This is a genomic window from Planctomycetota bacterium (assembly GCA_038746835.1).
Classification (GTDB): Bacteria; Planctomycetota; Phycisphaerae; order Tepidisphaerales; family Tepidisphaeraceae; genus JBCDKH01.
The window spans coordinates 1-18072 of sequence record JBCDKH010000059.1 but is presented as its reverse complement, the minus strand read 5'-3'; the positions used below and the strand labels follow the sequence as shown (position 1 = coordinate 18072).

Below are 18072 nucleotides of genomic sequence, written 5' to 3'. Positions count from 1 at the left end.
GAGCATCGAGCTCGCCGTCGGCAGCGATCGGTACGACGACAACACGTTCCGCGACGGCGGCTGGCGATACGTGCGTGGCCTGCCGGTCAGCGTCATGCCCGACGGCTATCGCGACTACATCACCTGCAGCGCGGGCGAGTGGAGCGTGGCGAAGAACGTGTACGCCGCGATGAGGACCGGCTGGTTCAGCTGTCGGACCGCGTGCTACCTCGCCGCTGGCAGGCCGGCCGTCGTGCAGGACACGGGCTGGACCAAGACGCTGCCGAGCGACGCCGGTTGCCTGGCGTTCGACACCGAAGACGAGGCCGCGGCGAAACTGGATGCCATCCTCGCCGACTACGGCCGGCACCGCGAGGCGGCGTACGACTTCGCTCGCGAACACCTCGCCGCCGACCGCGTCCTGCCGCCGATGTTGGAAGCGATCGGGAATCTCGCGTCGTGAGTCGGGTCAGGCTCCGATCAGCTCGCGAATCGTCGTCGCGATCGCACCTAGCTTCGACTCGAAGTCGAGCGTGGCCGCCACGGGAATGAGGCGTGGATGGACCGACCACAGCCGGTGCAGCGTCTGGTCGCTTTCGAGCGCGCCAGCCGCCGACTCGAAGCGGACGGCATTGGTCGATTCGCCGTCGTACGCACCGACGGCAGCGGAGGATTGAAGCAGCAGCACGGCGTCGTATCGCTTCGCTTCGACCTCGGGCGCGGAGCCGACGTCGCGCCAGTAGGCCTCGGGCCCATCCGGCCAGTACGCGCTGCCGTCGATGGTGCCGCGATCGAGCAACACGACGCCAACATCCGTCGGTGCCTCCGCCTCAGCCTGCAGCTGACGCCGGTAGATCTCGCGTTGCACGTCGCGCCGCGTCTCCTCGTCGATGCGATCCCAGCGAAGTCCACGTCGGCCGTAGACCTCGGTGGCCGACTCCGTCACCGCCGCCACGCCGCCGAGGTCGCGTCGCCAGTTTGCAAAGGCGTCGTCTTCGACGAGGCGTCGCACGGCCGTCGACTTGCCCGCGCCGGGGCCACCGGTAAGCACGATCCGCATCCGCCGCGACCGTAGCTAGATCAGCGGCGGCATGCCGAGGCTTCGGCGAATCGTGCTGAAGTGACCGACGTGCGTCGAGACGTGGACCACGAAAAAGACCAGCAACTCGCCGATCGTGTCAGCGATCGGACTGGAATCCGGCAACGGCTGATCGAACACCGATTCGTCAGCTTTTTCGATCGCCTCGAGCAACAGCTGCCGATGCGTGTCGAACATCGCCGGCAGTCGCGTCGCATCACCAAAGTCCTGTGCGGCAGGGGCGGTCTCATTGCGAGCGAACATCTGCTCGAACCCGTCTTCGAGTTCGGGAAGATCGGTCGCTCCGAGAAGTCGAAGAGCGGATCGCTCGCTCAGAACGAGATGCCCAATGATCCAGGCACCGGCATTCGCATCGGGCACAGGACGATGGTGAAGTTGCTCGCTCGTAAGGTCGCCGGTGAACATCGCGACCAGGCGTCCCGAGCTACGCAGCCCCGCGAGAATGGCCTCTTTTGTGGTCATGAACTGCATATTATGATGATCATCTAAAAACGCAACTGTCCGTGGCACCTCCGTTTGACATCGTCCCCTATCGATCCGTCTTGGAAGAAGCCGAGTCGCTCGGCCTTGAATGCGTCTACCCCAACGGTGGCTCTTTCGCCCCAGTCGGCGAGGCATGGCATGTCGCCGGCTGGATCACGGGCGATGACGTGACGGTTCGCCCGGCGTTTGCCGATCGGGTGCGGCGCCTCGACGTCGACGAGTTGCCCGCTTTTCTCGCTGGGGCAGTGGAGTGGCTGACGACGCAGCCGACGTGGCTGATGCCGGTCCACCACTGGGCGGCGGAGCTGGATCACGGCTCGACAAGTGATGGCCGATCGACGGCCGATCTGTTTCCAGACGAACTCGCAGGCCGCACGGTTGCGGACGCCGTTGTGCTGCCGGACGCACGCGCCGTGTTCGAACTCGCCGAGGTCCTGCTGCCTCGGCTGTGGAAGACGGACTTCACGCTGATGCTTCCCGGCGTGAAGGCCTACGCGTTGCTGCATCATCACGGGCAGGTTTGGTGGCGCTGCGCGGACGAAGAGGTCGCGACGACGTTTCTTCGTCGCGATTCATGAGCGGACAGTGCGACTGAAGTCGCACCGCCTCGTGAAGCAACCTTGATCGCGCTCAGGTGAGGTAGCCCATGACCGTCGGTGCGGCAGCGGGGGTGGGGAAGTCGGCGGTGCGGCGATAGGCCATGCCGTAGGCGATGATGGCGACGGAGACGCCTTTGCCCTGCTGGTTGCGATCGCGCGTCGTCACGCCGGCCAGGTCAACGGGCTCGACACGAACGTTGCCCACGGCGTCGTAGCCGAGGCTGGCGGCCTGCTCCATCAGCCGGATCATCGCCTCCTGCCGAGCGCGCGTGGCGGTCTCGTGGAACGTCTTGACCTCGCCGCCGAAGAAGAGCTTGAACCGGGCCAGGGTCGAGATCAGGCGGTTGGCCGCGAGGACGACTTCGCCCGAGACGATCTGCGTCCCGGCCGACACATCCATGCCCGGAAGCTGCCGCAGGTCCGTGACGAGTACATGGCCAACCTCGGCCCGTCGGTACTTGAGGCTCTTGCGGTGCTCCGAATCGATGATCAGGCCCAACGCACCCACCGCGAGCAATGCGATCGGCAAAAGCAGCCACCAGAAGCCGAGCAGGATCGACATCCAGCTCATGCCGTGCCCTCGGCCTCGATGACGACCGCGGTGCCGTACGCGTACAGCTCTGCCGCCCCGCCGGTGACGGCGCTGGTGCTGAACCGGACGTTGATGACGGCATTGGCACCGAGCTGCGTCGCCTGGTGGACCATCCGCTGCGTCGCCTGCTGCCGGCTTTCGATGAGCAACTCGGTGTAACCCGACAGCTCACCGCCGACGAGGTTCTTGAGCCCTGCCGCGAAGTCTCGCCCGAAGTGTTTGGCGCGGACGGTGTTGCCCTGGACGAGCCCGAGGATGTGCTTGATGCGATACCCGGGAAGCGACTCGGTATTGGTCAAAACGACCTGCGGATACGCGGGCTGCTGCTCGGTCACGCGACGACGTTAGGTGCGATCGAAGACCCGTCCGCCCTCGGTTAGCGGTGAGTGCAACGAACCTCTCTTCAAAGAGGTCGCGGAGCTCCGCGTCACTCCAAAACGACAACCGGCTCCGGTGATGTAAACACGCGCCACGCTTCTGGAAACCCTTCGGGGGTGACGTCCGACCACCCGTGCTGCTCGGGCATCGTGGCGTCAACTGTGAATCGGCCATCGGCGTTGTAGTCGCTGTAGACCTCGTGCCAGAGATAGAGCGTGCCAGTTGGAGGCTGCACGATCATCTGCTGGGACCCGCCATTGAATGGGTGATCATCCGTGGTGATCCGAGCGAGTCGGTAGACGGGGTGATCGACGCGGACGTCCGGATGCGTCGCCAACAGATCGGCCGCGTCGTCGGAGGCGACCCAGGCCGCGACACGACGGGCGGCCTGGGCATCGGCGTCCTCGCGGATCGGCAGGATCGGATAGGCCAGCTGCAGCAAGATCATCGGCCCCGCCGCCAGTCCGACCGCCACCCACGCCGGCTGACGAATCGTCCCGCGCTCGACCAGCCATGCGAGCCCCCGCGCGGCGAGCAATCCCCAGAACGGCCAGACCGCGACGAGATACCGCACGTCGCCGCTGCTGGCCATCTTGCCAGTCCAGTGGAGCAGGCTGTGGACGACCAAGACGATGGCGGGCACCGCCACGATGATCAGGCCGACCCGCGAGTCGTGATCCGTTCGCCAGCCACGCCACGACTGGCAAAACACCCAAGCCCCGACGAATACCAGCGGGAACAGCATCGGCCCCGTCGCCGCAGGCAGCATGCCGACGAACTTCAGCAGCGGCCCGGCGTCGTAAACGCTCTCTTCCGAATACGGAAAGGCGTCGCGCAACCACTGCAAGGCCGCAATCGGCCAGACGCCCTCGCCGCTGGCGATGAGCCAGCCCGTCGTCGCCCACGACAGCGTTCCGAACGTCAAGAGCGGCAACTCCAGCCAGCGGCGGTGCAAAAGAAGACCCGTCGCGATCATCAGAACAAACCCGATCCCCTCTGGCCTTGCCGCTGGGAGCAGTCCGCCCACGAGTGCCAGCAGCCACCACCACTTCCGCTGGTACGCGATCAGGCAGACCAGCATCAGCACGCCGTACGGCAGCTCCGTCAGGACGGCGAACGAGTGCAGAAACACCAACGGCGACCCGAGTACCAACACGGGCACGACCAGCTCCACAGGCCGCAGCGTCGGCGTCCGCTTGGCAGCAACCCACGCGAGCGCCGCGCCGACGAGCACCACGATCAGACTCGTCCACCGCACCAGCACGAGCGCAACGCCGACGTCGCTCGCACCGGCCGGCAAAATGTGGAGCAGCTTGACGATCGGCCGGCCCCAGACGTCGGTCAGCACCCACGGGTAATCCCACGCAGCGCGGGCGTACAGGAAGTGCGTGATGCCATCCGCCTCCAGAAACCCGGTCCCGAGCCACGCCATCAGCGCTGACGTGACCGCGAACGCGACCAGGAACATCCCGACGGCGATGGACTTTTCTGCGTCGTTCGCGAGCAACGGATGGCGGGTCGGCAGGCGGTGGTGGTCCGGCGTTTGTAGCGTGGCGGGCGATGCTAGGTGTTCCCGGGCCTGAATCGCGTGGGGCAGCTTGGCGGTGCGTGGTGGCGGTTGACAAATTCAAGGACGCCCTGCCTGCCGCGGAGGCCTGTCGGGCTGTCGCACGTGGTGTGCGACAGGTCTTACCCGAGGCCGAGGTCGATCTGTGCCCGATGGCCGACGGTGGCGAAGGCACAGCCGCCGCGCTGGCTGCGGGTTACGAGACGGCCCTCAGGCACGAGTTCGAGGTCACCGGGCCTTTGCCCGAATCAACGGTTCGCGCCACGCTCCACGTCGTCGACGGTGGTCTCGTCGCCATCGCCGACATGGCCACGGCTGCCGGGCTGGAGCTGCTGGACCGAGATCGACGCAATCCGCTGCGTACCACGACCTATGGCGTGGGTGAGCTCGTCGCCCACGCGGCCGAGCTGGGCTGCCGCGAGTTCATCGTCGGCCTCGGCGGCAGCGCGACCTGCGACGGCGGACTTGGTGCCGCCCAAGCCCTTGGCCTGCGACTCACGCTCGACGGCGACGCGGACGAATTGCAGCGACCCGTCGTCGGGAGTGACCTCGTCCGCATCGCCTCAGCCGACGTGCCGGTGCTGAGTCGCGGCATCCACATCACCTGCCTCTGCGACGTCGACAACCCGCTGGTCGGACCAAACGGCGCGGCACCGTCGTTCGCGATGCAAAAGGGCGCGACGCAGGACGACATGGCCCAGCTTGCCCATGGTCTGGAGCGGCTGATCGACGTGACGGGCCGTTGTGGCGACGAGCCCTTCCACGGAGCGGCCGGCGGATTGGCGTTCGGCCTCTCCCTTGCCGCCAAGGCCGAGGCCCGCCCCGGCGTGGAAGCCGTCCTTGCGACGACGCAGCTCGCCCACCGGCTTCGGGACGCGCGGCTTTGCTTCACGGGCGAGGGTCGGTTCGACACGCAGTCGTTCCGCGGCAAGGTCGTCAGCGGCGTCGGCCGACTAGCGCGTCAGGCGGACGTGCCGACGGTCGCCCTGGTCGGTTCCGCCGACGCGGTTGCCTCCTCCGACGCCGACACCATCGGCCTCGACGCCGTCCTCACCCTCGCCGACGGCCCGGCCACGCTGGACGAGCTGCTGCAGAACACCGAGGAACGGCTTGAGAACGTCGCCTCGCAGGTCACGCGCCTCGTCGCCCGTGCCGAGGCGATCGGGCGAGCGTGAACCCAATCGGTCATCCTGAGCGAGCACAGCGAGTCGAAGGACCTCGCCCGTGGATGTTGGACAACGAGACGAGGTCCCTCGGCTGCGCTCGGGATGACAGAGAGGGGGGCAACGTCTGATTCTGTCAGGCCACTGCAGCCGATTGTCGTGCAGAGGCCGATGCAGTCGACTAGACTCTCGTCGCTCCGAACTCAATCGGAGCCCCGGCCCGTGCGCCGGAACCGCCTCAGCCCCGGCCTGCTGGCGGACAACCCCTTTTCCTGCGGCGTTCCACCGGAAACGCCCCTACCCGCGGACCCGACGCCTCCTGGCGCGGGCTTCTTCCAACACATGGTCGACTTCAACCTTCTCAACGACCTCGACACCGACTTGGACGGTTTCGAGGACGAAATCGGCGTCGCAATGGTCGACGCCCTCGGCGATGCCGCCGAAAACCTCGAAAATCTCGTCCGAGGCGACGAGGTCCACGACTTCCGAGCCAACACGATCATCACCGGCAAGGTCTCAGGCCATGCCGGCGAGGACTACGTGATCGAGCTGGGCCTCAAGAGCGAGGGCGTCCTCGATCGCAACGAGTGGGACACTCCGCCCGAAATGGGCGACGACGTCCGCGTCCTCCTCGAAGAGGTCGACCACGACAGCGGCACGGTCAAAATCTCCAAGCGGAAGGCCGACCGCATCATCAACTGGGAGAAGATCATCCAGCTCAAGGGCGAGGGCGATCCCGTCAGCGGCAAGGCGACCAAGAAAATCAAGGGCGGCCTGCTCGTCGACATCGGCGTTCCGGTCTTCCTGCCCGCCTCGCAGGTCGACATCCGTCGCCCAGGCGAAATCTCCGACTGGATCGGCCGCGACATCGACGCAGTCATCCTCAAGATCGATGAAGAGCGGCGCAACATCGTCATCAGCCGACGCAAGCTCATCGAGCAGGAGCGCGAAGAGCTCAAGAAGAAGACCCTCGAGAAGCTCGAAGAGGGTCAGATCGTCACCGGCACGGTCAAGAACATCGCCGACTTCGGCGCGTTCGTCGACCTCGGCGGCATCGACGGCCTGCTGCACATCACCGACATGTCCTGGGGCCGGATCAACCATCCCTCGGAGATGGTCAACTTCGAGGACGAGGTCGAGGTCAAGGTCCTGTCGATCGATCGCGATCGCGAAAAGATCGCCCTCGGCATCAAGCAGAAGGACGCCTCGCCCTGGGAGAACATCGAGAGCAAGTACCCCGTCGGCACGATCCACGAGGCCAACGTGGTCAACATCATGTCGTACGGCGCGTTCTGCAAGCTCGAAGACGGCGTCGAGGGACTGGTCCACATCTCCGAGATGTCCTGGACCAAGCGCATCAACCACCCGAGCGAAGTCGTCGCTCAGGGCGACTCGGTGCTGGTCAAGGTCCTGGAGATCAACAAGGACAAGCAGGAGATCAGCCTCGGCATGAAGCAGGTCCAGGAAAATCCCTGGGACCGCGTCGCCGAGAAGTACCCGCCCGGCTCCGTCGTCGAGGGCAAGGTCCGCAACATCGCCAACTACGGCGCCTTCGTCGAAATCGAAGAAGGCATCGACGGCCTGCTGCACGTCAGCGACCTCTCGTGGACCAAGAAGGTCGGCCACCCGAGCGAAGTGCTTAAGAAGGGTGAGGACGTCCAGTCCGTCGTCCTCAGCGTCGACCAGGACAAGCAGCGGATCGCCCTGGGTCTCAAGCAGATGCAGGAAGACCCGTGGCTCCACGTCATCCCGGAGAACTACCGCCCCGGCATGGTTGTTCAGGGCACGGTGACCAAGATCGCCAACTTCGGCGTCTTCGTCGAGCTCGAAGACGGCCTCGAAGGCCTGCTGCACGTCTCGGAAATCGCCGACCACAAGGTCGAGAAGCCCGAAGACGAGCTCAAGGCCGGCCAGCAGATTGAGACCAAGATCCTCCGCGTCGACTCCGACGAGCGGAAGATCGGCCTCTCGCTCAAGCGTGCCCAGTGGGCCCAGGAGCAGGAAGCCCGCGAAGAGGAACGCGCCAAGCGTCCCGAGCGCAAGAACCTGCGTGGCGGTCTCGAGTAAAGCTCGGACTGATCGCTGCGAACACACCGACGCCAGCAGGCTTCTCCTGCTGGCGTCGTTTTCGTTTTGTCGTGGCTTTCCGGGGTTGGGCTGGTCCGCGGAGGCTCGCAAGACCGACCGTCTTCCATGTCTTCGGTTAGCGGTGAGCGAAGCGAGCCTCTCAGTCCCGACCAGAAAGGATCGCTTTGCTCACTGCCAACCGTCGACGGTCGACGAAGAAAAACGGTCAGGAACTCGCTTTCAAGCACTTCTCGTGGAGCACTGAAGCCCCGATCGTGTTATCCTTGTGCAATGATTAACCAACTTTGCTTCATTCTTGCACTGACTGCCCTCGCAATGCTCGCACCGACCGCCAACGCCCAGCCAGAACCGGATCAGGTCGTCACGTACAAGACGATCGACGACATCGACCTCGAGCTCTTCGTCTTCGAGCCCGACGGCAACGACGCGACAAGGCCGGCCGTCGTGTTCTTCCACGGCGGCGGGTGGAACGGTGGCGAGCCGACGCAGTTTTTTCGCCAGGCAGAGCACATCGCCTCCCGGGGTGGTGTGGGCATCAGCGTGCGCTACCGCCTGAAGAACACCCACGGTACGACGCCTCTGGATGCGACGCGCGACGCCTTCGACGCGATGAGGCACGTCCGGGACAACGCCGGCGACTTCAACATCGACCCCGAGCGAATCGCAGCCTCGGGCGGATCGGCTGGCGGACACCTTGCCGCTGCAACGGCGACACTGACGGCCGAAGACATCGCCGGCAATCCGGAAGATGCCGCCCGAGCTCGACCCGATGCACTGATCCTCTTCAACGCCGTCACCGACAACGGCCCCGAAGGCTGGTCACAGAATCGATTCGGTGATCGCTGGCAGGACGCATCGCCCGCGCACAACCTGTCGACCGAGACCCCGCCGACGCTGCATTTGCTCGGCGACAACGACCGGCTCATTCCCGTCGAGACCGCGGAACGCATGATCGCGGATCTTCAGGAACTCGGCATCAAGGCACGCCTCATCGTCTACCCCAACGCCGGCCATGGCTTTTTCAATCGCGACTCGGGCACGCCCAACTTCTTCCGCGGAACGGTCGCCGACATGGACGCGTTCCTCGTCGAGCTCGGCTGGCTTGTGCCGCAGGAGGCGGAGTAGCGACGACCCACCCGTGGCGTCACGGCCGGACCAGCGTGATGACGGACCGCGGGTCCATCCCACTGAAGAGGAGCTGGATCTCGACGGACGCGATCGCTTCGAGATTGCGTGACTTCGTCAGATCGCCCAGATCGATGTGGTCGCTGCCGACAGCTTTGACGAGGTCAGCCGCGACCTGGCGTGCCTTGTCGCCGTTGGCGGCGGTGAAGGTGACCAGACGCTGACCGTTGATGATCGGCGGGTCCATCTCCCAGACCTTGGCCTGGCAGCAGTTGAACGCCTTGCACACCTCGGCCTCGGGAAGCTTGTCCGCGATCGCCTCGGCTAGCGATTTGCCGTCGTCGTAGGTCTTGTTGGCAAAGTCGCCCGTCGACCAGCCGGCGACGGGGTTGTTGATGTCGACGACGACCCTGCCCGCAAACGTCGACGGACCACCGGCGTCATCGATGGCGTCGAACACCTTGTCGTGTGGCGTCCCGAGCACCACGACCTCGCCGAAGGCCACCGCCGCCGCCGTGTCGCCGTGGCCGTCCGCGTTGACCTCTTCCGCCGCCGCCTTGGCCTTGTCGGGGTTGTGCCCGCCCAGAAACACAGAATGCCCCGCGGTCCTGAACCGCGGGGCCAGTGCCTTGCTCATGGAGCCGTAGCCGACGAAGCCGATCTTCATGCGACGACGCTATGCGATCATGCCGCCGTCGATCGTGATGTGAGCGCCGCTGATGTACGCGGCCGCGGGTGAAGCAAGGAAGGCGACCAGCTCGGCAACCTCGTGTGCGGTGCCGTAGCGGTTCAGTGGCACGCCGGCCTTCATGTCGCCCGCCATCGGGCCGTCGGCGGGGTTCATCTCGGTGTCGATCGGACCCGGCTCGACGACGTTGGTCGTGATGCCACGCCCGGCAAGGTCGCGGGCCCAGCCCTTGGTGAACCCAGCAACAGCGTGCTTGGTCATGCCGTAGGCCGAGGCACCCGGGAACGGAATCCGCTCGCCGACGACGGAGCCGATGTTGATGATCCGGCCATTGTCGTTGAGGTGCGGGATGGCAGCGCTGGTCGTAAACCAGACGCCGCGAACGTTGACGTCGAGCTGGCGATCGAAGTCTTCGCGGCCGAACTCGCCGACCGGGCCCATCATGAAGACGCCGGCGTTGTTGATGAGAATGTCGAGCTTTCCGCCGAGCTTGGCGACGGCCTGCTCGACGCTGCTGGCGGCCGCGTCGGCATCGGCGGCGTCGGCCTGAATCGCGAAGCCGCCGATCTTCTCGGCCAGCTTGTTCGCCTCGTCGGCGCTCTTGCCGTATGTCACGGCGACCTTGGCGCCGCGCTGCGTGAGAAGCTCGGCAGACGCTGCCCCAATGCCCCGGCTGCCGCCGGTGATGAGGACGTTCTTGCCAGAGAGATCGAGATGCTGAAAGGGGTTGGACATGGTCGTGCGGGTGAGAGGGAGAGGATCCGTACTTCGATGAGCATCTAAAGACCGGTCCACGTCCACGTCAACCAACACCGCCGGATTCGGCGTCGATCAGGCCTGCACGAGCTTCTGTAAGCGTCCCACGTACGCGTCGAGCTGCTGCCGCTTCGGCTTGAGCATCAGGCACTGCCCTTCCTTCCGCCCCTCGATCAGACCGGCCGCGACGAGTTCCTTGAGGTGGTGACTGATGGTCGCCTGGCTCACCGGAAAGCGTGCAACGATCGCCTTGCAGCCGACTTCCGCTTCCCCTTCGGCCTCGGTGCAGACGAACTCGAAGATCGCAAACCGCTGCGGATCGGCCAGGGCTTTCGAAATGAGATCGTGATCGGCGGGCATGGTTGTCGTTCAGGCCGGGCTGAATCTACACCCTACGGCGGCGGTCGGTCTGTCGTATTCTTCGGAATGCGGCGGGTCCTTGTCGTCGGGCTGGTGGTCCTGTGCGGCTTCGCCGGCGGCTGCGGTGTTCGCGTTCTGGAGCCGGAGGTTCGGCTGCAGAGGACGGTCGCGTTCTTGCAGGCTGCCCCGAAGTTCGGCGTGTTCTCCGACGACGGGCGCTTCGTGGCTGCTCTCGGCACGGATGGTCACGTAGCGGTGTGGGACGCTGAGACCGGAGATCTGCTCGCTCAGCGGCTGGGTGTCTCGCCCCGCTCCGTGACGTACGACCGAACCGGCCCGCTCGACTTCGGCGATGACAATCGCCTTGCGATTGCGAACCTGGAAGGCGGCGTCACAATCTGGTCGTGGCTCAAGAGCACCGACGAGGTCGTTCCATTCGGCTTTCCGGGCCCACCGGACGTAATCGCGTTCTGTGAAGAAGGAAGCGTCTCGGCATCTTTTGGCGGTTACCGGTTCAAAGTAGACGAGACGACGGGCAAGAACATCTTTGAAGGGTTTGATGCGTTCGTGCTATGCCATCGTGACAGACACGGAATCCTTCACGAGCCGATCGAAGATCCCGCAGCGATGGAAGTCGCCTTCACGGCAGGCTCGGCCGTCGTGCGACGTTCGTTCGTCGCGGGCCAGACCTACGGCGACGCGGTCGAATCGTCGTATCGCGAACAGACGCCGATCTCGATGGACGTCGAACCGACCTCTTCACTTGCGCTCATCGATCTGACGACAGCGAAAATTCATTGGACGAGTCCGCTCTCGGCGTGGCAAATCGGCCTGATCGTCTCGAGCCGTAGCAGGATCGCGCTCGTGCCGGATGCCTCGAACGATGAGTCGCTCGTGCGGCAAGTTCTGCTGTACGACGGCAGGACCATTCGCACCGTCGACGCCGCGTTTCTGTTAGCGGCAAGCTTGCAGGGGCTCTACAGATACGTGCTGGTTCAGCAGGCGCCCGGGGCGGGGAGCTTTTTTACTTCGCACGACACGCTTGAACGCGTACGAGACGGCGAGAGGACACGCTTCGGGCTCGCCGATGGTGGCAGCGTGCTTTGGATCTCGCCCTTCGGCGATCGATTGCTGACAAGGAGGCTCGACCTTTACAAATTGCCGTAGCCGTTCATCGCCGCCGGGCGAGATGCACGCTGAGCAGCGTCACGTCCGCCGGCGTGATGCCGCTGATGCGGAGGGCTTGGCCGAGGTTGCGGGGCGTGAAGAGCGTCAGCTTCTCGCGGGCCTCGTTGCGGAGGCCGGAGATGGTGGTGTAGTCGAGCTCGCGAGGGATCGCCTTGTGTTCGAGGCGGGCCATCTCCTTGAGCTGTCGGCCCTGCCGCTTCAGGTAGCCCTCGTACCGGGCGTCCGTCTCGACGCGTTCGGCGATGTCGACAGGCAGCGTCGGGTCGTAGTCGTAAATCGACGACGCGGGCCGGCGAATCAGGTCGAAGACGAGGTGGCCGTCGATGCGCGTCGACTTGGCCCAGGCGGTCGCGGCTTCCAGGGCGGCTCGGCGTGTGGTGAAGCCGTGCCAGCGGACGTCGTCGACGAGGCCGAGGTCACGGGCGAGGGGCGTCAGGCGTTCGTCGGCGTTGTCACTCCGCAGGCTGAGTCGGTGCTCGGCCCGGCTGGTAAACATTCGATACGGCTCGGTGGGCGGCTTGGTGACGAGGTCGTCGCACAGCACGCCGACGTACGCCTGGTCGCGGCCGAGGACGAAATCGGCGACCTGCGTCGCGGCGTAGCGGGCGGCGTTGATGCCGGCGACGAGGCCCTGGGCGGCGGCTTCTTCGTAGCCGCTGGTGCCGTTGATCTGACCAGCGAGGAACAGGCCGCGAACTTTCTTGGTTTCCAGCGTCGCGGTGATCTGCGTCGGCCAGACCATGTCGTACTCGACCGCGTAGCCCCAGCGGATGACCTCCGCCTTCTCGAGGCCCGGGATGTGGTCGAGCATCGCCCGCTGAGCATCGGCCGGGAGGGACGTGCTGATGCCGTTGCAGTAGACCTCGTCCGTGTCGAGCGACTCGGGCTCGAGGAAGATCTGGTGCTGTTGTTTGTCGGCGAACCGCACCACCTTGTCCTCAATGCTCGGGCAATACCGCGGCCCGACGCCCTCGATCTCGCCCGAGAACATCGGAGCGCGGTGGAGGTTGGCGTTGATCGCCGCATGGGCGGCGGGGGTGGTGTGGGTGACGTGGCAGGGAACCTGAGTCAAAGCCGGAAAGCTTGAAGGAAGAAGCTTGAAGGTTGAAGTACCAGACTCCGTGGCTTCAAGCTTCAAGCTTCCATCTTCAAGCTTTCTGTACTCTTCGAGATAGCTGAACGCCCTCGGCACCTCGTCGCCCTGCTGTTCTTCGAGTCGCGACCAATCGATGCTGCCGGCTCGAAGCCGTGGCGGTGTGCCGGTCTTGAGGCGGCCGAGGTCGAAGCCGAGGCGACGCAGCTCAGCGGAAAGGCCGGTGCTGGCGGCTTCGCCCGCGCGGCCGCCGGCGGTCTTCTGCTCGCCAGTGTGCATCAACCCCCGCATGAACGTGCCCGTCGTCACGACAACGGCTTCCGCGGAGAGAGTTCGACCATCCGCGAGCGTGACGCCGTGGCAGCGGTTGTCGCGAACGTCGAGCGACGCGACCTCGCCGGCCACGATGTCGAGGTTCGCCACGCCCGCAAGCAGCTCTTGGACCGCGGCGGCGTAGCGGTACTTGTCGCACTGCGCCCGCGGCCCGTGGACGGCCGGGCCCTTGCTGCGGTTGAGGATGCGGAACTGGATGCCGCTGGCATCGGCGGCCAGCCCCATCAGGCCGCCCATGGCGTCGACTTCACGGACGATCTGCCCCTTGGCCGACCCGCCGATGGCCGGATTGCACGACATCTGCCCGATCTTCGCTGGGTCGAGCGTGATCATCGCGACGCGTCCGACCAACTTGGACGCCGCCCACGCCGCCTCCGCGCCGGCGTGGCCCCCACCGATGATCAGGACGTCGTAACTCGCCACGGAATAGCTTATTCCCGCCGGGCGATGCGGAGCATCACGACGCCACCCGCCGCGGCCGCCGTCGCGGCGAGCCACCAGGGCCACGCAATGCCCTCGGTTTGCAACGCCTTGATCGCCAGCACGATGGCCGTCGCGGCCAGCGGAAAGGCCAGACGTCGCGCCCACCGGGCCGGACTGTTGAAGGGATCGACGGGCGTGCGGTCCAAGGCCGCACACGGTAGTCGATCTTGGATGGCTGCGAATGTCCGATACACTGGCGCTGCCTCTGCAACCGGGCGACTGAAGCCAGCGCTCCGGCCGGTCGAAAAACCCCGTAGCCCTTCGCTATGCGACGCCTCCTCATCATCTCGGCCATCGCCGTCACCGCGCTCGCCCTCCCGGCGTCGGGCAACGTGGAGCAGGAGAACAAGCGGCTCGACCAGCTGCGGCGGCAGATCATCGACGAGGTCGTCGACACGGCCAAGCTCGAACAGGCCAAGGAAGCCATCGCCAAGGCTCGTCAGCAGTACGACGCGCTTCGCACCGCCGCGACGACCGAGGTGCGCGAGGAGACCCGCTACCGACGCCTGCTCGCCGAAGAACAGCGGCTTAAGGAAGAGCTTCAGGCGATCTACCACAAGTACCGCTACGGCATTCCGCCTAAGGACGTGACCGGGCCGCTGTCGCAGAAGATCCTCGATATTCGCATCCAGCGAACCGCCCTGATCGAGGCAGCGCTGCACCGCGAGGCAGAATTCGCCGCGGCGTGGGACGACCTCCAGATCGCCGGCCGGATCTACCTCGAGCAAGTGCGGTGGGTTCCGTGGCAGGTGCGGAACGATCCACGTTTCCGGCGGGCACTGCGGGCGGCAGGTCGGCCTGTCCGATAACGAGTAGGTGTCCGCTCCGTCTGAGCCCCCTCAACCCGACGCCACGAACGCCGGCCCGGCCGTCGCGGTGGCGTCGCTTCTCGCTGATGACGAGGCTCCACCAGTCCTCGGGCGAACGGTCGGCCGACTGACGCAGTGCCGGACGATCGACGCGATTGTCGTGCTCTGCTGGAACGAACAGCAGGAACAGGCCGCCACGCTCGTCGCCGGCGGAGCGAGCGTCGTCCCGGTCGGCCCACGAACGGTCGACCCGGCGGTGTCGCTGGTCGACCGCGCGCAGCGTTGGGCGGACGGCTGGCGATCAGGTCTTCTGTCGACCTGCCCGGCCGACCCCGGCTGGCACGCCGACGCCGCACGCCAGATTGCAGAAGCGACGGAGGCCGCACTCGTCTACGCGGTTGATCCGACATTCGCGTTGCTCGACATCGACCTGACCGACCAGCTGGTCGGCCATGCGTTCGAGCAGCTGGACTCGAACGAGCCCGTCTTCTTCACGCCTGCACCGCCCGGCCTGGTCGGGCTGGTCGTCACACGCGAACACGTCGACCGCCTCGCCCTTGAGACCGAGCCGCGACGACGGCACCCGGGTCGCGTGCTGAACTACGAACCCGACGCCCCGCGGCTCGACCCGATCGGCCTGCGTGCCGCCCGCAACGGGCCGCCGTGGCTGACGCACGCGATGGGCGACTTCCGCATCGACACGCCCGACCGCATCGCCTGGCTCGATGCCGGCGTGCCAAGTGATCTCGAAGCGCTGGTCCACAGTCCGCCACCCGCCCGGCAGGACGTGACGATCGAGCTGACGACGCGTCGATCGACCACGCCAATCTGGATCGCAGCGCAGGGCGATATCGACGTCGATCTCACCGACCTGCCGGACGTCGCGGGCTGTCGCGTCACGCTCGGCAACGCGGGCGATCCGCAGCTCCATCCCGACTTCCCCGCTGCCGTCGCGAAGCTTCGCGACGCCGGGGCGACCTCTGTCCACGTCGAGACCGACCTGCTCTGCGACGACGCGACGCTCACCACGCTGCTCGACGTCGACGTCGTCTCCGTCCACCTGCCGGCGATGACGGCCAAGACGTACGAGGCCGTGATGGGCACGAACGCCCTGACCGCCGCGTTGACGAACGTCGCCAAGCTGCTCGCTGCCGGTCGCAATCGCGCCGACGGCGGGCCGATCGTCGTGCCGACCTTCGTCAAGCTTGCGGCAAACGTCGCGGAGATGGAGGCGTGGTACGACCAGTGGCTCCGCGCCGCCGGCTCGGCCGTCGTGCGTGGACCAGACGCCCTGAACCTCTCGCCCGCCGACGATGTGCTCGGCCTGGCCGCCGCCCCATTGAACCGCACCGAGCGACCCACGATGGGACGCGTCGTCACCCCAGCCAAACAAGCCGCATGAAGCCGTTCTCGACCCTCGGAGTCATCCTCGCCCGCGCCGGCAGCAAGGGCCTGGCAAACAAGCACCTTCGCCCGCTGCTAGGTCGGCCGCTCATCAGCTACACGTTCGAGCACGTCAAGCGCAGCCGCTCGCTGACGCGTGTCGTCGTTTCGACCGATTGCCCGCAGATCAAACAGCTCGCCCGCGAGGCCGGCCTGACCACGATCCAGCGACCCGCCGATCTCGCCGGTGACGACGCGAGCGTGCAGGACGCCTTGCTGCACGCCCTGGACGAAGTCGAACGTCGCGGCAGCTTTCGGGCGGACGCGATCGCGTCGCTGTACGGCAACGTGCCGGTCCGACCGACGGACGTCACGGACCGCTGCGTCGAGATGCTTCGCGGCACCGACTGTTGCTCGATCCGCACGTTTCAGCCGGTGGGCAAGTGGCACCCGACGTGGATGGCACGCCTCGCCGACGACGGCAAGGTCGAGGCCTGCGTGCCAGGCTCCATCCACAGGCGTCAGGAACTCGAGCCACTCTTCCTCCACGACGGCGGCGGGCTCGTCATGAGCCGGCAAAGCCTCGAACTCGGCCGAGAGCGACGAGACGACCCACACGCCATGTTCGGCAACGACCGCCGCGGCATCACGGTGCCGTCGGGCGACGTGGTCGAGGTCGACGTCGATCGCGACCTCGCCCTGGCCGAGGCGATCCTGCGACAACAGGGCTTTGGCCAGCCGGCCGTGCGTCTTGCCGCATAACACAAACCGCCGAGGTTGCCGATGTCAGACACAATGCTCCGCCTCGCCTCCACGCGCGTCGACGACGCCTCGTCGATCACGATCAACGGCCGATCGGTCGGCCAAGGCCACCCGACGCTCGTCATTGCCGAGATCGGCGTGAACCACGACGGCCGGCTCGATCGGGCGCTCGCGCTCGTCGAGTCCGCCTGGGAAGCCGGCGCCGACGCGGTCAAGCTGCAGCTGTTCAAGGCCAGCCGACTCGTCCACGCCAAGGCGCGGCTCGCTTCATATCAGCGGACGACCGGCGCGGCCTCGCCCGTCGAGCTGCTGCAGCGGTACGAACTCACCGAAGACGAGATCGCTCGCGTCATCGAGGCGATCCGTCAGACCGGCATGCTGCCCCTGGCGACGCCCTTCTCGCCGGAAGACGCCGCAACCATCCGCGACTTCGGCCTGCCAGCGATCAAGCTGGCGTCGCCGGACCTGGTCAACCCGCTGCTTATCGACGCGGCCGCCGAGCTGTCGCTGCCGATGCTCGTTTCGACCGGTGCCAGCCGACAGGACGAGATCGAGACGGCAGTCGACCATCTGCGCAGCCAAGACGCAACGTTCGCACTGCTGCATTGCGTGAGTAGCTACCCGACCCTCGAAGCCGACGCCGAACTCGGTCGCATCGGCGAGCTCGCCCGACGCTTCGAGGTACCGGCGGGCTACAGCGACCACACGCAGAACCTGTCCGCCGGTGCGCTGGCCGTTGCGGCTCGTGCGACGATCATCGAAAAACACCTAACGCATGACCGCACGGCAAAGGGCCCAGATCACGCCGCAAGTGCCGATCCGCGTCAGTTCCGCGAGTACACGTTCCGGCTGCGCGAGGCCGAGCAGATGGTCGGCACCAGCGCCGCCTCGCGCGACGTCGCCCCGGCCGAGCAGGACGTCCGCATCCAAAGCCGCCAGTCGCTCGTCGCCCGCAACACGATCAACGCGGGTCGCCCCGTCACACGCGAAGACCTGACTTGTCAACGCCCTGGCACCGGCATCCCGACGACCAAGCTCGAAGACGTCCTTGGCATGATCGCCCTGAGCGACATTCCCGCAGGCTCGATGCTGGACTGGACCGACCTCAACGTCGACTCCACCCAAGCCGCGCGTCGCGCAGCGT

Annotated in this window: 20 protein-coding genes; 10 read left to right on the top strand and 10 right to left on the bottom strand. The window is 66.1% G+C overall.

The features are described 5' to 3' along the window. The coding region (locus AAGI46_07970; GenBank protein ID MEM1012142.1) for a glycosyltransferase family 1 protein at positions 1-442 on the top strand (442 nt) is incomplete at its 5' end. Positions 443-448: 6 nt separating this feature from the next. On the opposite strand, the gene AAGI46_07965 is transcribed toward AAGI46_07970, so the two are convergent. Continuing rightward, positions 449-1039, bottom strand: a complete 591-nt coding sequence (locus AAGI46_07965) for an AAA family ATPase (protein ID MEM1012141.1) — start codon at positions 1037-1039, stop codon at positions 449-451. 15 nt (positions 1040-1054) lie between these two features. Further along, positions 1055-1540, bottom strand: a complete 486-nt coding sequence (locus AAGI46_07960; GenBank protein ID MEM1012140.1) for a DinB family protein — start codon at positions 1538-1540, stop codon at positions 1055-1057. Positions 1541-1581: 41 nt separating this feature from the next. Here AAGI46_07960 and AAGI46_07955 point away from each other — a divergent pair, with 41 nt between their 5' ends. Then, on the top strand, positions 1582-2139 hold the full coding sequence (locus tag AAGI46_07955) for a hypothetical protein (GenBank protein ID MEM1012139.1): 558 nt from the start codon (positions 1582-1584) through the stop codon (positions 2137-2139). Positions 2140-2191: 52 nt separating this feature from the next. Here AAGI46_07955 and AAGI46_07950 read toward each other — a convergent pair whose 3' ends face one another. The 3 genes from AAGI46_07950 to AAGI46_07940 all read right to left on the bottom strand — a co-directional run bounded on the left by AAGI46_07950 (position 2192) and on the right by AAGI46_07940 (position 4637). Then, entirely contained in the window at positions 2192-2731 is a 540-nt protein-coding gene (locus tag AAGI46_07950; protein MEM1012138.1) for a heavy metal-binding domain-containing protein, read from the bottom strand. Next, on the bottom strand, positions 2728-3087 hold the full coding sequence (locus AAGI46_07945; protein ID MEM1012137.1) for a YbjQ family protein: 360 nt from the start codon (positions 3085-3087) through the stop codon (positions 2728-2730). Before AAGI46_07945 ends, AAGI46_07950 begins: the two co-directional genes overlap by 4 nt. 92 nt (positions 3088-3179) lie before the next feature. Then, a complete protein-coding gene (locus AAGI46_07940) occupies positions 3180-4637 on the bottom strand; it encodes a hypothetical protein (protein MEM1012136.1) in 1458 nt (485 codons plus the stop codon). Positions 4638-4741: 104 nt separating this feature from the next. Here AAGI46_07940 and AAGI46_07935 point away from each other — a divergent pair, with 104 nt between their 5' ends. The 3 genes from AAGI46_07935 (at position 4742) to AAGI46_07925 (ending at position 9073) form a co-directional block, all read left to right on the top strand. Continuing rightward, positions 4742-5872, top strand: coding sequence for a glycerate kinase (locus AAGI46_07935; protein MEM1012135.1), 1131 nt, complete (start codon positions 4742-4744; stop codon positions 5870-5872). 330 nt (positions 5873-6202) lie between these two features. Next, positions 6203-7927 carry a 30S ribosomal protein S1 gene (locus AAGI46_07930; GenBank protein ID MEM1012134.1) on the top strand — a complete coding sequence of 575 codons (1725 nt, stop codon included), beginning with the start codon at positions 6203-6205 and terminating at the stop codon, positions 7925-7927. Between the two features lie 291 nt (positions 7928-8218). Continuing rightward, entirely contained in the window at positions 8219-9073 is an 855-nt protein-coding gene (locus AAGI46_07925) for an alpha/beta hydrolase (protein ID MEM1012133.1), read from the top strand. 19 nt (positions 9074-9092) lie between these two features. Here the strand turns inward: AAGI46_07925 and AAGI46_07920 are convergent, their stop codons facing one another. From AAGI46_07920 to AAGI46_07910, 3 genes are all read right to left on the bottom strand, one after another. Next, on the bottom strand, positions 9093-9740 hold the full coding sequence (locus AAGI46_07920; GenBank protein ID MEM1012132.1) for an NAD(P)-binding domain-containing protein: 648 nt from the start codon (positions 9738-9740) through the stop codon (positions 9093-9095). Positions 9741-9749: 9 nt separating this feature from the next. After that, positions 9750-10496, bottom strand: a complete 747-nt coding sequence (locus AAGI46_07915) for an SDR family oxidoreductase (GenBank protein ID MEM1012131.1) — start codon at positions 10494-10496, stop codon at positions 9750-9752. A gap of 96 nt (positions 10497-10592) precedes the next feature. Next, the gene (locus AAGI46_07910; protein MEM1012130.1) at positions 10593-10877 is read right to left on the bottom strand and encodes a metalloregulator ArsR/SmtB family transcription factor; all 285 of its coding nucleotides are present in this window, start codon (positions 10875-10877) and stop codon (positions 10593-10595) included. Positions 10878-10943: 66 nt separating this feature from the next. Between AAGI46_07910 and AAGI46_07905 the strand changes: the two genes are divergently transcribed. Next, positions 10944-12044, top strand: coding sequence for a hypothetical protein (locus AAGI46_07905; GenBank protein MEM1012129.1), 1101 nt, complete (start codon positions 10944-10946; stop codon positions 12042-12044). Positions 12045-12048: 4 nt separating this feature from the next. On the opposite strand, the gene AAGI46_07900 is transcribed toward AAGI46_07905, so the two are convergent. Together AAGI46_07900 and AAGI46_07895 are read right to left on the bottom strand one after the other, a co-directional pair. Then, positions 12049-13914 (bottom strand): FAD-dependent oxidoreductase, encoded by a 1866-nt coding sequence (locus tag AAGI46_07900; GenBank protein ID MEM1012128.1) that lies wholly within the window; start codon positions 13912-13914, stop codon positions 12049-12051. Positions 13915-13922: 8 nt separating this feature from the next. After that, positions 13923-14120 carry a hypothetical protein gene (locus tag AAGI46_07895; protein ID MEM1012127.1) on the bottom strand — a complete coding sequence of 66 codons (198 nt, stop codon included), beginning with the start codon at positions 14118-14120 and terminating at the stop codon, positions 13923-13925. Between the two features lie 120 nt (positions 14121-14240). Here AAGI46_07895 and AAGI46_07890 point away from each other — a divergent pair, with 120 nt between their 5' ends. The 4 genes from AAGI46_07890 to AAGI46_07875 form a co-directional block, all read left to right on the top strand. Next, on the top strand, positions 14241-14783 hold the full coding sequence (locus tag AAGI46_07890) for a hypothetical protein (GenBank protein ID MEM1012126.1): 543 nt from the start codon (positions 14241-14243) through the stop codon (positions 14781-14783). Between the two features lie 7 nt (positions 14784-14790). Next, the gene (locus tag AAGI46_07885) at positions 14791-16185 is read left to right on the top strand and encodes a hypothetical protein (protein ID MEM1012125.1); all 1395 of its coding nucleotides are present in this window, start codon (positions 14791-14793) and stop codon (positions 16183-16185) included. After that, on the top strand, positions 16182-16928 hold the full coding sequence (locus AAGI46_07880) for an NTP transferase domain-containing protein (GenBank protein MEM1012124.1): 747 nt from the start codon (positions 16182-16184) through the stop codon (positions 16926-16928). Before AAGI46_07885 ends, AAGI46_07880 begins: the two co-directional genes overlap by 4 nt. Positions 16929-16949: 21 nt before the next feature. After that, positions 16950-18072 (top strand): N-acetylneuraminate synthase family protein (locus AAGI46_07875; protein ID MEM1012123.1); only part of this gene is annotated, 1123 nt, incomplete at its 3' end.

Coding starts and splice junctions, on each gene's coding strand:
- AAGI46_07965 (MEM1012141.1), bottom strand. CDS start 1,039: ATGCGGATCGTGCTTACCGGTGGCCCCGGCGCGGGCAAGTCGACGGCC.
- AAGI46_07960 (MEM1012140.1), bottom strand. CDS start 1,540: ATGACCACAAAAGAGGCCATTCTCGCGGGGCTGCGTAGCTCGGGACGC.
- AAGI46_07950 (MEM1012138.1), bottom strand. CDS start 2,731: ATGAGCTGGATGTCGATCCTGCTCGGCTTCTGGTGGCTGCTTTTGCCG.
- AAGI46_07930 (MEM1012134.1), top strand. CDS start 6,203: ATGGTCGACTTCAACCTTCTCAACGACCTCGACACCGACTTGGACGGT.
- AAGI46_07925 (MEM1012133.1), top strand. CDS start 8,219: ATGATTAACCAACTTTGCTTCATTCTTGCACTGACTGCCCTCGCAATG.
- AAGI46_07920 (MEM1012132.1), bottom strand. CDS start 9,740: ATGAAGATCGGCTTCGTCGGCTACGGCTCCATGAGCAAGGCACTGGCC.
- AAGI46_07915 (MEM1012131.1), bottom strand. CDS start 10,496: ATGTCCAACCCCTTTCAGCATCTCGATCTCTCTGGCAAGAACGTCCTC.
- AAGI46_07910 (MEM1012130.1), bottom strand. CDS start 10,877: ATGCCCGCCGATCACGATCTCATTTCGAAAGCCCTGGCCGATCCGCAG.
- AAGI46_07905 (MEM1012129.1), top strand. CDS start 10,944: ATGCGGCGGGTCCTTGTCGTCGGGCTGGTGGTCCTGTGCGGCTTCGCC.
- AAGI46_07890 (MEM1012126.1), top strand. CDS start 14,241: ATGCGACGCCTCCTCATCATCTCGGCCATCGCCGTCACCGCGCTCGCC.
- AAGI46_07880 (MEM1012124.1), top strand. CDS start 16,182: ATGAAGCCGTTCTCGACCCTCGGAGTCATCCTCGCCCGCGCCGGCAGC.